Below are 14,664 nucleotides of genomic sequence, written 5' to 3'. Positions count from 1 at the left end.
TTAAAATCCGTTAGCTGGTTTTTATATTTTTCAAATGGTTATAAACAGTCGCCCGAGCAATCCCGAGGATTTTTGCCACGTAACCGGCGGCATTCTTACCGTTGAATGCGCCCTGTTGATAGAGGGTCTCAATGAGCATCCGGCGGCTAGCATTATTCAAAGCCGCCAGAGTGAGTTGCTGCTGTTGTAACCATTGATGGATATAAGTGTTGATACGTTCCTGCCAATCATCCTGAAACAGCACTTCCGGTTGTGGCTGTAGTTGTTGTCCTGACAGGAATAGCTCCAGTGCTGCTTTGGCACTTTCAAATACGGTGATATCCAGATTGATACATAACAATCCAATCGGCTGCCTGTTGTCATCGCGCAATACCGTGCTGATGGAACGCAGTTGACGGCCATCCCAATTACGCTTTTGGTAAGGCCCGATCACCTGTGAGTGCTGATCAAATCGCAAATCATTGAGATTGGAGTCTTCCCCTAATTCCCGCTGTGAATAGTTGTTGGCGATATAAACCAGTTTTTGGCTGGCTAAGTCATGAATGGCGACTTCAGCATAGGGAGAAAAAAGCGTGGCGATTGCATCGGCAATGGGCTGGTATCGACTAAGCATAGGTCATTTCATTTGGAATTAAAAATCCACATTAGACTTTTATTTCTAAATAAACAACGATTGTGTCATTTTTTCCATTCATTTTGTGATTAGTTGCTTATTTTGCGATCCAAATTGTAGTACAAAAATAAATTATAGCTCTACAATCTGTTTTGTGTTGAACGACAAAGTTTGAAAATTGTGCGGCGTTGTGGGGACGGTTAATCAAGAGATGCGTAAAGTAAGTGAATCATTATTGGTTAACCTGAAATAACCGGAGCGAACATGACAAAAGAACAACTCAGTAAAACAGACCGCATTATTTTGGTTATTGGTCAGCAGATTGTTGAGGGCAAATATCCACCGGGCTCACCGTTGCCTGCCGAAGCGGAAATTTGTGAGGAATTTCAAACCTCTCGTAACATGATTCGTGAGGTTTTTCGGGCGCTGATGGCAAAGCGATTGATTGAAGTGAAACGCTTTCGTGGGGCTTTTGTCCGGCCGCGTAATCAGTGGAATTATCTCGATACCGATGTACTGCAATGGGCGCTGGCCAGTGATTATGACCCACGGTTAATCAGTGCGATGAGCGAAGTGCGTAATCTGGTAGAGCCTACCATCGCCCGCTGGGCTGCCGAGCGGGCAACCTCGAAAGAGCTGGCGGTGATTGAAACTGCACTCAATGAAATGATCGCCAATCATCAAGACAGAGACGCATTTAACGAAGCGGATATCCGCTATCACGAGGCGGTATTGGCGTCGGTACACAATCCGGTATTACAGCAACTCAGTGTGGCAATCAGCTCTCTGCAACGGGCGGTGTTTGAACGAACCTACATGCCTGATGAAGAAAACATGCCGCGCACATTACAAGAGCATCAGGATCTTTATGACGCTATTCGCCATCAAGATGCCGATGCGGCAGAACGGGCTGCGCTAACCATGATCGCCAGCTCCGCTAAACGGCTAAAGGATATTACATGAGTGAGCAGTGTTATGGATAAAAGCTATATCGCCATTGATTGGGGATCGACCAACCTGCGTGCCTGGCTTTATTTACATGGTGAATGTGTAGACATGTTGCGCTCAGAAGTCGGGGTCACTCGCTTTAATGGGCAAAGTGCGCAGCAGGTATTTCAGCAGGTTATCGCGCCGTGGCGTGAGCAGCAGCAACAGTATGACTTGCCCGTGCTGATGGCGGGCATGATTGGTAGCAATGCCGGTTGGATTTCAGTGCCTTATCTTGCTTGTCCAACCCGTCTTACCCAAGTATCGCGTCAATTAACCTGTGTGGCGGAGGCTGAGCCAATTCGGGCATGGATTATCCCCGGTTTATGTGTTGATAAGCCAGATAACCGCAACGTGATGCGTGGTGAGGAAACCCAACTGATCGGCGCGTATAGCGAACGACCTTCATCGGTCTATTTGCTGCCGGGAACTCACAGTAAATGGGTGCAAATGCAGGGTGATCAGGTCATGGATTTCCGCACCTTGATGACAGGTGAATTGCACTATTTACTGCTTAATAATTCATTGGTGGGGGCAGGGCTGGAGGCTCAATTACCGGACAATACTGCATTTATCGATGGCCTGACGCAAAGCTTTAATGACAGCAATATCATGCGTTGTCTGTTTGAGACGCGTGCTGCCCATGTGTTGGGCCGCTTGAAGCGAACGTCAGTCGGCGACTGGCTTTCTGGCCTGCTGATTGGCAATGAAATCGTGCAGATGCAGCAGCAATATCCGCTCGCTGCGGGTGAATGTATTACGGTGATTGGCAATCCTAAACTGGTTGAGCGCTATACCCAAGGGCTAGAGATGGCTGGGATGCTTTATCAGGTGTTGGATGGCGATCAGGCTTTTCAAGCTGGAATCAGGAGTATTGTAAATGAAATGGAATACTAACATGCCATTGATTGGCATTTTGCGCGGCATCACACCCGCAGAAGTTCATGACCATGTAGCCGCACTGCTTGATGCTGGTTTTGATGCGGTTGAAATACCGCTTAATTCCCCACAATGGGAGGTGAGTATCGCGCAAACGGTTGCGGAGTTTGGTCATCGTGCATTAATTGGTGCTGGCACGGTACTGAAACCTGAGCAACTGGATGCGTTGCATAGCATGGGTAGCAAGTTGGTGGTCACGCCGAACACCCAACCGGCGGTGATTCGCCGCGCTGTTGAGTTAGGCATGACGGTTTGTGCTGGGTGTGCCACTGCATCTGAAGCTTTCACCGCGCTTGATGCGGGGGCGCAAGCTCTGAAAATTTTCCCTTCGGTCTCTTTTGGCCCCGACTATATCAAAGCATTGAAAGCTGTATTGCCCCCTGAGGTGCCGGTGTTTGCCGTTGGTGGGATTACTCCTGAGAATTTGTCTATTTATTTGGCTGCGGGTTGTGCTGGTGCTGGTTTGGGCGGTGACCTTTACCGTGCAGGCCAATCGGTATCTCAGACTGCACAACAAGCGGCTGCGTTTATTAAAGCCTTTAAGGATGCCACAAAATGAAAATTACCAAGCTAACCACTTACCGTTTACCCCCACGCTGGATGTTTCTGAAAATCGAAACCGATGAAGGCATTATTGGTTGGGGTGAACCGGTAATTGAAGGGCGTGCTCGTAGCGTTGAGGCTGCGGTACATGAGTTATCTGAATATGTTATCGGGCAAGACCCGGCACGTATCAACGATATTTGGCAGACATTATATCGCGGCGGTTTCTATCGTGGTGGCCCTATTCTGATGAGTGCTATTGCCGGCATCGATCAGGCGCTATGGGATATTAAAGGCAAAGCATTGGGGGTTCCGGTTTACCAATTATTGGGTGGATTGGTTCGCGATAAAATTAAAGCTTACAGTTGGGTTGGCGGTGATCGCCCGTCTGATGTGATTAGCGGTATTAATAAACTCACTGAGATTGGTTTTGATACGTTTAAACTCAATGGTTGTGAGGAAATGGGCCTGATTGATAATGCCCGTAAAGTTGATGCCGCCGTCGAGGTTGTGGCACAAATTCGTGAAGCCTTTGGTAACCGTATTGAATTTGGTTTAGATTTTCATGGTCGGGTTAATGCGCCAATGGCAAAAATCCTGATTAAAGAATTAGAACCTTATCGCCCATTGTTTATTGAAGAACCCGTATTAGCAGAACAGGCAGAGTATTATCCTCGTCTGGCAGCACAAACCCATATTCCTATCGCAGCAGGCGAACGGATGTTCTCCCGGTTTGAATTTAAACGGGTATTGGCTGATGGTGGGTTGGCAATTATTCAACCTGACTTATCTCATGCTGGTGGCCTGACCGAGTGCTTTAAAATTGCCGCGATGGCGGAGTCTTATGATGTGGCATTAGCACCACATTGCCCACTTGGGCCAATTGCACTGGCGTCTTGTTTGCACCTTGATTTTGTCGCCCGCAATGCCGTATTGCAGGAGCAAAGCATGGGGATTCATTACAACCAAGGTGCTGAGTTACTGGATTATGTAATTAATAAAGACGATTTCAAAATGACCGATGGCCATTTCTATCCGCTGACGAAACCGGGCTTAGGGGTAGAAATCAATGAGGAGTTAGTGATTGAACGCAGCAAAAATGCCCCCGATTGGAGAAACCCGGTTTGGCGCTATCCTGATGGTGCAGTAGCCGAATGGTAAGTTGCCCTCGTTCGATTAATAAATTATCTAATACAATTATCAGGAATTAATCCTAACAAAGATAAAACGTATATCAGCAGTTAAAAAACTATTTTCTTCCCGTTAATAATACTGGTCGAAAAATAGAGATTTTATTAAATAACAATTTATTGCGACCCTACACGCAGGAGTTCCCTTGCGCCCAAAATACGGTAATGCGACAGTGTTATCAGTAATTCTGGCAGGGAGCTTCGGCGTATATTAATCCGATTATCATTGGGATCATTACCATGGAAATGACCTTAGCTACTGCCCCAAGCAAAAGGCGCTATCTGACACTATTTATGATATTTGTCACGGTTGTCATTTGTTATGTTGATAGAGCCAACCTTGCCGTTGCTTCAGCCCATATTCAGGAAGAATTTGGTATCACCAAAACCCAGATGGGTTATATTTTCTCCGCTTTTGCCTGGACCTATACGTTATGCCAGATCCCCGGAGGCTGGTTCCTCGATCGCGTTGGCTCCAAAATGACGTATTTCATTGCGATTTTTGGGTGGTCAGTCGCGACCTTATTACAGGGTTTCGCTAACGGACTGGGTACCCTGATTGGTTTACGTGCTATTACCGGTTTATTTGAAGCGCCTGCTTTCCCAACCAATAACCGTATTGTTACCAGTTGGTTTCCAGAGCAGGAGCGAGCCTCGGCAGTTGGTTTTTATACCTCAGGTCAGTTTGTAGGTCTGGCATTTCTGACCCCATTACTTATTTGGGTACAGGAAGTCCTCAGTTGGCACTGGGTATTTATTATCACTGGAGGGATCGGCATTATATGGGCATTGATATGGCACTTTGTTTATCAGCCACCACGCAAATCCAAAGGTATTAATCAGGCCGAACTGGATTACATTCAATCGGGTGGCGGTATTGTTGATGGTGATGCTGCAACCGAGAAAAAAGCCCGAACACCCATCACGGCTGCTGAGTGGAAACTGGTGTTTAACCGCAAACTGGTTGGTGTCTATATTGGGCAGTTTGCCATAACCTCAACGCTGTGGTTCTTCCTGACCTGGTTCCCTAACTATCTGACCCAAGAGAAACATATCAGTGCGTTGACTGCCGGCTTTATGACGACCGTACCGTTTTTGGCTGCTTTCTTTGGTGTATTGCTCTCTGGGCTGGTGGCCGACCGCATGGTACGCAAAGGCAAATCCATTGGTTTTGCCCGTAAAACGCCAATTATCTGCGGTTTATTGCTTTCTACCTGCATTATGGGGGCTAACTATACCAACGATCCGTTCTGGATTATGGTGTTAATGGGGTTGGCCTTCTTCGGTAACGGCTTCGCTTCTATTACCTGGTCGCTGGTTTCATCATTGGCACCGGTGCGGTTGATTGGCCTGACGGGCGGTGTCTTTAACTTTGTCGGTGGGCTGGGGGGGATCACGGTTCCACTGGTGGTCGGTTATCTGGCCCAGGATTATGGTTTTGCGCCTTCTCTAATTTATATCGCAGCAGTGGCATTTATGGGGGCACTTTCTTATATCTTCCTCGTCGGAGATGTAAAACGGGTAGGATAAACCCTGACTCTGCATACCGCTGATAATGGCGATATGCAGAGCTTCTGACCACATACACCGGCTGGTGATATAATCTGTATAAATGATTTAGTCTTCCGTATCACCGGAGCCAAGATGACCTGTCTGCAAGATGCCCCTTTACAAGAACAGCAACTCACCTTTGATCCTCGCGGTCATCAACTCACCAATATCAACGTCTGGACTTCTGACAGCCAATGGTTGGCCTACGATGTACGGCCCAATGGTGGCACTTTTAGTGGCTTAACGATTGAGCGGGTTAATTGTATCACTGGTGATATTGAGGTGATTTATCGCGCTCAGCAGGGTGCCTATGTTGGTGTGGTAACGGTTAGCCCGGACTCTCCGGCACGCTATGTGTTTATCCACGGGCCAGAGCATCCTGATAACTACTGGCACTATGATTTTCATCACCGGCGCGGTGTGATTGTATCTGAACCAGACAGAGAGTTGGCGGTAACGCTGGATGCGATGGATATCAGCCCACCCTATACCCCAGGGGCATTGCGTGGTGGTAGCCATGTCCACGTTTTCAGCCCTGATGGCAGCCGCCTTAGCTTCACCTATAACGACCATGTACTACATGAAGTAGACCCGTCATTGGATTGTCGCAACGTGGGCATTGCACTGCCGCTGCATGGCGTTAATCCACCGAAACAGCATCCTCGCGAATACGATGGCAGCCATTTCTGTGTTTTGGTCAGTCGTACCACTCCCAGACCACAAGCGGGCAGCGACCAGATAAATCGGGCATACGAGGAGGGGTGGATTGGTGCGCAGGGGTATCTTAAAGCGGATGGCACCCGTCAGCGTTGGGCATTAGCCTTTATCGGCGACACCCTCTCAGCGCAGGGTGAAAAAATCCCAGAAATCTTTATTGCGGATTTGCCTGAACATGACCGAGAGTATGCCCGCGCCGGAGCGGAGCCACTTGAGGGGACGCAAACTACCCTGCCTGCGCCACCTGCAGGGGTGATTCAGCGGCGGCTAACTTACACCAGCGAGCGGCTTTTCCCCGGTCTTGCGACCAGCCCGCGCCATTGGCTGCGTTCATCGCCAGATGGCAGTGCCATTGCTTGTTTGATGAAAGATGATAACGGCATCGTGCAGTTATGGCTGGCTTCCCCCAATGGTGGCGCACTACGGCAATTGACATTCAGCGTGGGGGGCATTCAATCAGCATTTAGCTGGCATCCACAGGGCGGTAGTTTGGCTTTTGTCTGTGATAACAGTGTGATGCTTTGTGATAGTGCCACGGGTCAACTGCGCCGTCTGACAGCTCGCAGTGCTGTTGCACCGCTGGCGGATGCCGTAGTTTTTGCACCAGACGGTAATAAGGTGGCATTTATGCGGGAAATAGATGGGTGGGTGCAAATCTTTACCGTGAATGCATCGTGCTAAGCCCCTCAAGATAAGACTGTCAGGGGCTGGAGAGGCCACGCGCTGTGATTATTGTATTGGTGCACTGACTGTTTGGGCCGGTTGCTGATTTTGTGTTTCTGATTGGCGAACACGCTCACGCGGTGAACTGGCCATTTTGTCTTCATTATCTGAACGCAGATAATCGTAGGGCAGGAGCAGAGTATCCATCACCGCAGAGAAGGGCAGATCTACTGCCAACAGGGGCCGTAGCGCCCAGCCGGTATTGTCATCTTTAAGCATCGCCACATTGGCTTCAGTGCCGGAGTAGTAGCCCTGGCTGCTGCTGGTGTGGGTCATAATGCTTGAGCAGCCACTAACGAACAGCAGAGAACAACTGGTAACAAAAGGGATAACTGTATTTCTCATTGTTGTACTCAGCTCTCATGAAACCGTGATTAACTGACACATACACTATGTCAGGTTTTGTCGTAAATTGTTACACCCATTTACAGACACTTCCGATGGTCAAAGATTCAATCTTGTGGACTGATTTAACTTAAGTGTAAGTTATAACAACTAATTTATCGAATATTAGTTTAATAAACATCCTATTAGGATTTTTCTCGTAAAATTTTTTTGATTTTACTCTTGAAAAAAACAAGACCGATACCATCTTATTATCAGGTCAGAGAGAATACGCCGATAGGGTATTCAGACTATTAGCCTGTCCATGATGGAAGGCTTAATTAAAAATAGGATAACACCCTTGCTAATATATTTAGGAGGCAGTTTTTATGCGTAATTCCGAGCTTGCTCCATTGTACCGTTCCGCTATCGGTTTCGACCGGTTATTTAATCTATTAGAATCCGGCCAGAATCAAAGTAATGGCGGTTACCCTCCCTACAACGTCGAGTTGGTAGACGAAAATAACTACCGCATTGCTATCGCTGTGGCAGGCTTTGCAGAGCAGGAGTTGGACATCGTTACTCAAGATAACATATTGATTGTTAGAGGTTCCCATGCTGGTGAACCTGTGGCTCGTACCTATTTATATCAAGGTATCGCTGAGCGCAACTTCGAGCGGAAATTCCAGTTGGCTGAGCACATTAAAATTAAAGGTGCCAACTTAGTGAATGGCTTACTGTATATCGATCTTGAGCGATTGGTACCTGAAAGTTTAAAACCGCGCCGTATTGAAATTAAGCAATCAGCTTAATATATTTTTTCAATAATATGGCTAAGTCACATTATTAATAACTGAGCCAAGTCTGCCGTAATTGGGGACTGATCGGCTTTCTATTATCTCGCTTCTTAGAAGGAGTTATATCTATGCGTAATTATGATTTGTCACCTTTACTTCGTCAGTGGATTGGTTTTGATAAACTGGCCAACTCAATGCAAGGCAGTCAGGATGCCCAAGGGTTCCCGCCATATAACATTGAGAAAACTGATGATAACCACTATCGCATCTCACTGGCATTAGCCGGATTTAAGCAGAGCGAACTGGATATCGAAGTAGAAGGCCCACGCCTGACGGTACGCGGTAAGCCAGCGCCGGTAGAAAAACAGGTTGAATACCTGCATCAAGGCTTGATACGTAAAGAGTTCTCATTGACCTTTACTCTGGCTGAGCATCTGAATGTAGATAATGCTCAGTTTGAAAATGGCCTGCTGCATATTGATCTGTTGCGCCAAGTGCCAGAAGCGCTGCAACCACAGCGTATTACCATCGGCAATGCTGCACCTGCGGAGCGTCAAGTATTAGATAGCCCAGCGGCAACCGAGCAAACTGAACAGCAGTAATTATGATGACCGGTACCTCCGCGTGAGGTGCCGGTATACCCTTCTTACTTAACGCCGCCGCTTTGTTAGCGGCGTTTTGTTACCGAGAGTTTCCCCGCTCTCCGGTGCATTTTGTGGTGTATCACACATTCAACCGTTCTCCCTTCTGACAGAATCCCTACTAATTATAAGAATTTAAGGCTATGTATGACATTGGTGATATTTCACATGGCCGACCGGTTGTTAAACTTAGGCAAGGAAGTGATTTATGAGTGCTATCGCCCTTACCGTCAGTATGTTGGCGCTGGTCGCCGTATTGGGGTTATGGATCGGTAATTGGAAGATCTATGGTGTTGGATTAGGTATTGGCGGGGTGCTGTTTGGCGGCATTATTGTGGGCCATTTTGCACAAACCTATGATGTTGTTCTTAATGGCGACATGCTGCACTTCATTCAGGAATTTGGCCTGATTTTGTTTGTCTACACTATCGGTATTCAAGTCGGGCCGGGGTTCTTCTCCTCACTACGGGTATCGGGGTTACGGCTTAACTGCTTTGCCATTTTGATGGTGGTTGTTGGTGGGTTGGTGACCGCCATTATTCACAAACTGTTTGCCGTGCCGCTGCCGATTATTTTGGGGGTGTTTTCGGGGGCGGTGACCAATACACCGGCACTTGGGGCGGCGCAGCAGATCCTTACTGATTTGGGGTCACCACCTCAGTTGGTTAGCCAAATGGGGATGGGTTATGCCATGGCATACCCATTTGGGATTTGTGGTATTTTGCTGGTGATGTGGCTGATCCGTTTATTCTTTAAAATCAACGTTGATCGTGAGGCCAAGGAGTTTGATAGTAGCCACGGGCAGAATCGTGAATTGCTGCAAACCATGAACGTTGCGGTGCGCAACCCTAATCTGAATGGTTTGTCAGTACAGGATGTGCCGTTACTCAATAGTGATGAGGTGGTCTGTTCCCGATTGAAACGTGGTGATTTGCTGATGGTACCGTTGCCCGCCACAGTGATTGAGCTGGGGGACTATTTGCATTTGGTGGGTCAGCGTGAAGCTTTAGAAAAAGTGCGGCTGGTGGTGGGGGAAGAGGTGGACGTTACGCTTTCCACCGCGGGGACAGCGTTGCAAACCGCCAGGGTGGTAGTCACCAACGAAGCGGTGTTAGGTAAGAAAATCCGTGACCTCAATCTGAAGCAGAAGTATGACGTGGCTATCACGCGCCTTAATCGTGCGGGTATCGAACTGGTGGCCAGTAACAGTGCCAGTCTGCAATTCGGTGACATTCTTAATTTAGTGGGTCGCCCAGAAGCAATTGAGGCGGTATCCGCTGTTGTGGGTAACGCGCAACAGAAGCTGCAACAAGTGCAGATGTTACCGGTATTTATCGGTGTCGGTCTGGGGGTATTGCTGGGGTCGATACCGTTGTTCATTCCTGGGTTCCCGGCAGCATTACGGCTCGGGCTGGCGGGTGGGCCACTGGTGGTGGCGTTGATTCTTGGGCGTATTGGTAGCATCGGTAAGTTGTATTGGTTTATGCCACCGAGTGCCAACCTGGCCTTGCGTGAACTGGGGATTGTGCTGTTCCTGTCAGTGGTCGGGCTGAAGTCCGGCGGTGATTTTATTAATACGCTGGTTAATGGTGATGGGCTGGCATGGATTGGTTATGGCGCGATGATTACCGGCATCCCGTTGCTGACTGTAGGAATTCTGGCACGCATGTTAGCTAAGATGAACTATCTGACGCTGTGCGGTATGTTAGCCGGGTCAATGACTGATCCTCCGGCGTTGGCATTTGCTAATGGCCTGCACCCAACCAGCGGTGCGGCAGCGCTCTCTTATGCCACGGTTTACCCACTGGCGATGTTCTTACGAATAATGTCGCCGCAGATACTCGCCGTGCTGTTCTGGACATTGTAATGGATAGCCGATTATCCTGCGTATAGGGTGTTAATACAGTGAGAACAGGCAGATCGTAAAGATGCCGTCAATCCATCCCTGGAGGCTCGAGCCGCGCCATCCCTGGCGCGGACGCTTTACTCTTCTGCCTATCCTCACCGTATAAAGACTAAGGTGATATTTTCCAAAGGAATAGCAAGTTACGCAATTTGCTGCTTAATAATCACTTCGCTTCCTGAAATGCCAGCTCAATCTCTTCGGCCAGAATTGCGACACCCTTTTCGATTTGCTCAGGTGCGGGCACATAGTTCATCCGCATACATTGATGGGTGTGCGGCCAGTCATGTTCCAAACCAGGGAAGAAATAGTGGCCCGGTACCATCAACACTCCCCGTTTTTTCAGGCGCTGATAAAGTAGTTCGGTGCTGATCGGCAGCTCTTTAAACCATAACCAGAGGAAAATAGCACCTTCGGGTTTGTGGATCAGGCAGCGTTCGGGCGGCAGATATTTGCGCAGGATAGCGATAGTTTGCTGCACCCGTTCAAAGTAAAACGGCCGGATCACCTCATTGGATAAGCGCAACAAATCACCACGCTCAATCATTTCGGCGGCGATCGCTGGCCCCATGCTGCCGGGTGATAAGCTGATAATGCCATTCATATTGGTGATGGCCGAAATCACTTTCTCATCGGCAATCACAATACCGCAGCGGGAACCCGGTAAGCCCAACTTCGACAAGCTCATGCACAGGATGATATTCGGATTCCACAATGGCGTAGCATCAGTAAAGATGATGCCGGGGAAGGGCACACCATAGGCGTTATCAATCAATAACGGAATATCACGTTGCTGAGCTATTGCATCAAGGCGAATCAGCTCTTCATCGGTAATTACATTACCGGTAGGATTGGTTGGCCGCGATACACATATCAGGCCAATATCATCGGTAATATTGAGGTGTTCGAAATCGACGTGATATTTGAATTGGCCTTCTGGCAGCAGCTCAATATTCGGCTTGGCAGACACGAACAGGTCTTCATCCAAACCCGCATCGGCATAGCCTAGATACTCCGGTGCCAGTGGGAACAGCACCCGACGGCGGCTGCCATCAGCATAGCGACCAGCGAACAAATTAAATAAGTAGAAAAATGCGCTCTGACTGCCATTTGTCAGTGCAATATTCTGTGGCTCAATTTGCCAGCCCAACTCGTCGCGCAGCATTTTTGCCAGCGCTTTCAGTAGCAAGTCTTTGCCTTGTGGCCCGTCGTAATTACACAGTGCCTCGGTCAATTGCCCGCGCTCCAGCATCTCCTGACACAGTTGTTGGAAGTAGGCATCCATCTCTGGAATATGTGCCGGATTACCGCCGCCAAGCATGATAGAACCTGGGGTTCTAAGGCCGTCGTTGAGGTCATCCATCAGTCTGGTAATACCCGCGTAGCGGGTGAATTTGTCGCCGAAAAGTGAAAACTTCATAAATGAAAATTTATTGTTATCCGTAAGTGAACAAGTACCATACTCGCAGATAAAAGCGGGCGCAACGCGGAAAGATTTCTTCCTGCCGATGGAAAGTGTCGGCAGGAAGTGTTTTTGCGGGATAATATTCTTATTTATTCTTTCTTGTCTCCAACCCAAACCACCAGCACGTTATCCCCTTGATATTGGCGACTAAAGGCATAATAATCAGCAGTTTGTTGGGATTGTTGTACCCCAGCACCAATCGCCGGATGGCGAGCGCGGAACTGACTGACTTTTTGCCAGTGCGCCAGCAACGCACCTTTGGCACCGGCGAGTTCATTCCAGTTCATATCTGATCGGGTACCCTGCAACGGATCTGAGCCGGTTGGGCCGAATTGCCGCCCACTTTCATCACCATAGAAGATTTGCACCGCACCTGGAGCCAGCAGCAGCAGTGAGCCTGCCTGTTGCTGTTTTAGTAATGACTGCTGGGCATCATCTTTGAAGAATAATCGGGTATCGTGTGATGACAGGTAACTCAATACATTGAAACCTTGCAGTTTTTCAGCCATTTGCTGATAGGTGCTATCAATAGAAGAGAAGCACGCGAGCGCTTGTTTCGCCTGATCCTGAAAATCAAAGTTAATCATCGCATCGAAGCCGTTTTGGTAGTAATCGCTCTTCATCACACCGTGGCCCCATGCCTCTCCGGCCATCCAGAACGGTAAGTTATCCAGTGCTTGTTCAGGATGGGCCGCTTTCCATTCAGCCAATGCAGCGGTGGTTTGTTGTTTAAGCTGTTGCCATGCTGGTTTCTCCACATGCTTGGCAGTATCAACTCGAAAACCATCGATACCGTAATCACGTACCCATTGGCTCAACCAATGAGTAAGGTAATCGCGCGGTGTGGCACCGGCAATTTCTTGCGCTGCGGTATCGGGTTTATGCCGATAAAACACCGGTAAGCCGCTGGGTTGGGTGGATTCAGTTTTGATGTCCGGTAAGAAAGCTAATGACATGGTCAGGTCGTCATAACCCGGTGAGTCGTAATCGCCAATATCGGTGCGGATCCACTGCTTGCCCCACCAGTTGTCCCAAGTGGTTTTATCACTGAAATTGATGTAATCATTAAAACTATGCCAGGTTTGGCCTTTGCCGGGCGTCCAGTCGGTCCATTTTTTACCCAGCGTTTTTTCCAGTTGGTCGCCATGCAAATAGAGTGCACCGAACTGGTAACTTTGCATATCCGCTAAAGTGGCATATCCGACATGATTCATCACCACATCAAATAGAACACGGATACCGCGTTTATGGGCTTGTTCAACCAGCTTATGTAAATCCTGTTCAGTCCCCATATTGGCATCCAGGCGGGTCCAATCCAGCCCGTAATAGCCATGATAGGCGTAATGTGGGAAGTCGCCTTTAGTACCGCCACCGACCCAACCGTGAATCTGCTCCAGTGGTGAACTTATCCACAAGGCATTAACGCCAAGTTGTTGCAGGTAATCAAGTTTCTCGGTTAAACCCGCCAGGTCGCCGCCGTGGAATGTGCCAATTTCCTGCATACCATCGCCATGGCGGCCGTAGCTGTGGTCATTGGCGGGATTGCCATTTTTAAAACGATCCGTCAGCGCAAAATAAACCGTCGCATTTTGCCAGCTAAATGGCGCGGCATGTTGAGTTTGGGCTGATTCCAGTAGTAATAAACCACCGCTTTCGGGGGCCGGTTGTAGCGTGATTTTCCCCAGCGAGACTTTTGTCGTTTGGCCGGAATAGAAATCCCGTATCGTTTCGCCTTCAGCAAAGGTTTTGCTCACATCTACGGTAACAGGCAAGCCATTCCAGCGCTGGCAACTGTGGGTCACGACTTTTGCCACTTCTGCCACAGGTTCTTTGAGGCTTAAGGTGAGCGTCGGCGTACCGCTGCGGGTATCAATGCGGGCTTGATACTGACCATCACGGAACAATCGCCACTGAATATCGGCCTGATTCTGACAGGGTTGCAGCGAAAACGTCTGGTTCAATTTCACCGGTCCGGTGGGTTGCCAGCACTGTTTATTCTGATAAAACTTGAGTGGATACTCCCCTTTAGTCAGTGCGCTATTACTGACAAAAATACCACTGTCCTGCTCGGTGAACACAGGGAAATGCTGGAGTGACCAGTTAGCCATCGCCGCTGGTGAAAGTAGCAGCAGCAAGGATATTTTGAGATGTTTCATGGCACATCTTCCTATTTAGGGAGCGAGAGGTTTATGCGAATTGGGGCTGATTTAGTGTGCCGTTTGGTGAAGAAATAGCCTCATCCCTGAGTGGATTTTATGGGGAGGAGACGCG

At 48.5% G+C, this 14,664-nt stretch carries 13 protein-coding genes; 9 read left to right on the top strand and 4 right to left on the bottom strand.

What is annotated here, in order from left to right; translation table 11 throughout:
• Window positions 1–10: 10 nt before the first annotated feature.
• A complete protein-coding gene (locus A6J67_RS03030; protein ID WP_005186775.1) occupies window positions 11–613 on the bottom strand; it encodes a transcriptional regulator in 603 nt (200 codons plus the stop codon).
• A gap of 264 nt (window positions 614–877) precedes the next feature.
• On the opposite strand from A6J67_RS03030, the gene dgoR reads away from it, so the two are divergent.
• The 6 genes from dgoR to A6J67_RS03000 all read left to right on the top strand — a co-directional run bounded on the left by dgoR (window position 878) and on the right by A6J67_RS03000 (window position 7,221).
• The gene (gene dgoR, locus A6J67_RS03025; RefSeq protein ID WP_005186776.1) at window positions 878–1,576 is read left to right on the top strand and encodes a D-galactonate utilization transcriptional regulator DgoR; all 699 of its coding nucleotides are present in this window, start codon (window positions 878–880) and stop codon (window positions 1,574–1,576) included.
• 12 nt (window positions 1,577–1,588) lie between these two features.
• Window positions 1,589–2,497 (top strand): 2-dehydro-3-deoxygalactonokinase, encoded by a 909-nt coding sequence (locus A6J67_RS03020; protein ID WP_005186777.1) that lies wholly within the window; start codon window positions 1,589–1,591, stop codon window positions 2,495–2,497.
• Complete coding sequence (locus tag A6J67_RS03015; protein ID WP_032906734.1) at window positions 2,481–3,098, top strand: 2-dehydro-3-deoxy-6-phosphogalactonate aldolase; 618 nt, start codon at window positions 2,481–2,483, stop codon at window positions 3,096–3,098. The genes A6J67_RS03020 and A6J67_RS03015 overlap by 17 nt, the downstream gene beginning before the upstream one ends.
• The gene (gene dgoD, locus A6J67_RS03010; protein ID WP_042568833.1) at window positions 3,095–4,243 is read left to right on the top strand and encodes a galactonate dehydratase; all 1,149 of its coding nucleotides are present in this window, start codon (window positions 3,095–3,097) and stop codon (window positions 4,241–4,243) included. The genes A6J67_RS03015 and dgoD overlap by 4 nt, the downstream gene beginning before the upstream one ends.
• A 269-nt stretch (window positions 4,244–4,512) precedes the next feature.
• A complete protein-coding gene (locus A6J67_RS03005) occupies window positions 4,513–5,802 on the top strand; it encodes an MFS transporter (RefSeq protein WP_005186782.1) in 1,290 nt (429 codons plus the stop codon).
• A gap of 114 nt (window positions 5,803–5,916) precedes the next feature.
• Complete coding sequence (locus A6J67_RS03000; protein WP_050297642.1) at window positions 5,917–7,221, top strand: DUF3748 domain-containing protein; 1,305 nt, start codon at window positions 5,917–5,919, stop codon at window positions 7,219–7,221.
• 48 nt (window positions 7,222–7,269) lie between these two features.
• Here the strand turns inward: A6J67_RS03000 and A6J67_RS02995 are convergent, their stop codons facing one another.
• Window positions 7,270–7,608, bottom strand: coding sequence for a YceK/YidQ family lipoprotein (locus tag A6J67_RS02995; RefSeq protein WP_042568831.1), 339 nt, complete (start codon window positions 7,606–7,608; stop codon window positions 7,270–7,272).
• A gap of 368 nt (window positions 7,609–7,976) precedes the next feature.
• On the opposite strand from A6J67_RS02995, the gene ibpA reads away from it, so the two are divergent.
• From ibpA to A6J67_RS02980, 3 genes are all read left to right on the top strand, one after another.
• Window positions 7,977–8,399: a small heat shock chaperone IbpA gene (gene ibpA, locus A6J67_RS02990; RefSeq protein ID WP_032906740.1), complete on the top strand. Its 423-nt coding sequence runs from the start codon at window positions 7,977–7,979 to the stop codon at window positions 8,397–8,399.
• A gap of 113 nt (window positions 8,400–8,512) precedes the next feature.
• Entirely contained in the window at window positions 8,513–8,986 is a 474-nt protein-coding gene (gene ibpB / locus A6J67_RS02985; protein WP_005186791.1) for a small heat shock chaperone IbpB, read from the top strand.
• 247 nt (window positions 8,987–9,233) lie between these two features.
• The gene (locus tag A6J67_RS02980; RefSeq protein ID WP_005186793.1) at window positions 9,234–10,892 is read left to right on the top strand and encodes a putative transporter; all 1,659 of its coding nucleotides are present in this window, start codon (window positions 9,234–9,236) and stop codon (window positions 10,890–10,892) included.
• 202 nt (window positions 10,893–11,094) lie between these two features.
• Here the strand turns inward: A6J67_RS02980 and A6J67_RS02975 are convergent, their stop codons facing one another.
• Together A6J67_RS02975 and A6J67_RS02970 are read right to left on the bottom strand one after the other, a co-directional pair.
• The gene (locus A6J67_RS02975; RefSeq protein WP_005186795.1) at window positions 11,095–12,348 is read right to left on the bottom strand and encodes a valine--pyruvate transaminase; all 1,254 of its coding nucleotides are present in this window, start codon (window positions 12,346–12,348) and stop codon (window positions 11,095–11,097) included.
• Window positions 12,349–12,482: 134 nt separating this feature from the next.
• Window positions 12,483–14,549, bottom strand: a complete 2,067-nt coding sequence (locus A6J67_RS02970; RefSeq protein ID WP_080608049.1) for an alpha-amylase — start codon at window positions 14,547–14,549, stop codon at window positions 12,483–12,485.
• Window positions 14,550–14,664: the final 115 nt, after the last annotated feature.

This window comes from Yersinia sp. FDAARGOS_228 (assembly GCF_002073315.2).
GTDB classification, from domain to species: Bacteria; Pseudomonadota; Gammaproteobacteria; order Enterobacterales; family Enterobacteriaceae; genus Yersinia; species Yersinia intermedia.
The sequence above is the reverse complement of the archived record's forward strand: the minus strand, read 5'-3'. Positions and strand labels throughout refer to the sequence as shown.

Coding starts and splice junctions, on each gene's coding strand:
- A6J67_RS03030 (WP_005186775.1), bottom strand. CDS start 613: ATGCTTAGTCGATACCAGCCCATTGCCGATGCAATCGCCACGCTTTTT.
- dgoR (WP_005186776.1), top strand. CDS start 878: ATGACAAAAGAACAACTCAGTAAAACAGACCGCATTATTTTGGTTATT.
- A6J67_RS03020 (WP_005186777.1), top strand. CDS start 1,589: ATGGATAAAAGCTATATCGCCATTGATTGGGGATCGACCAACCTGCGT.
- A6J67_RS03015 (WP_032906734.1), top strand. CDS start 2,481: ATGAAATGGAATACTAACATGCCATTGATTGGCATTTTGCGCGGCATC.
- dgoD (WP_042568833.1), top strand. CDS start 3,095: ATGAAAATTACCAAGCTAACCACTTACCGTTTACCCCCACGCTGGATG.
- A6J67_RS03005 (WP_005186782.1), top strand. CDS start 4,513: ATGGAAATGACCTTAGCTACTGCCCCAAGCAAAAGGCGCTATCTGACA.
- A6J67_RS03000 (WP_050297642.1), top strand. CDS start 5,917: ATGACCTGTCTGCAAGATGCCCCTTTACAAGAACAGCAACTCACCTTT.
- A6J67_RS02995 (WP_042568831.1), bottom strand. CDS start 7,608: ATGAGAAATACAGTTATCCCTTTTGTTACCAGTTGTTCTCTGCTGTTC.
- ibpA (WP_032906740.1), top strand. CDS start 7,977: ATGCGTAATTCCGAGCTTGCTCCATTGTACCGTTCCGCTATCGGTTTC.
- ibpB (WP_005186791.1), top strand. CDS start 8,513: ATGCGTAATTATGATTTGTCACCTTTACTTCGTCAGTGGATTGGTTTT.
- A6J67_RS02980 (WP_005186793.1), top strand. CDS start 9,234: ATGAGTGCTATCGCCCTTACCGTCAGTATGTTGGCGCTGGTCGCCGTA.
- A6J67_RS02975 (WP_005186795.1), bottom strand. CDS start 12,348: ATGAAGTTTTCACTTTTCGGCGACAAATTCACCCGCTACGCGGGTATT.
- A6J67_RS02970 (WP_080608049.1), bottom strand. CDS start 14,549: ATGAAACATCTCAAAATATCCTTGCTGCTGCTACTTTCACCAGCGGCG.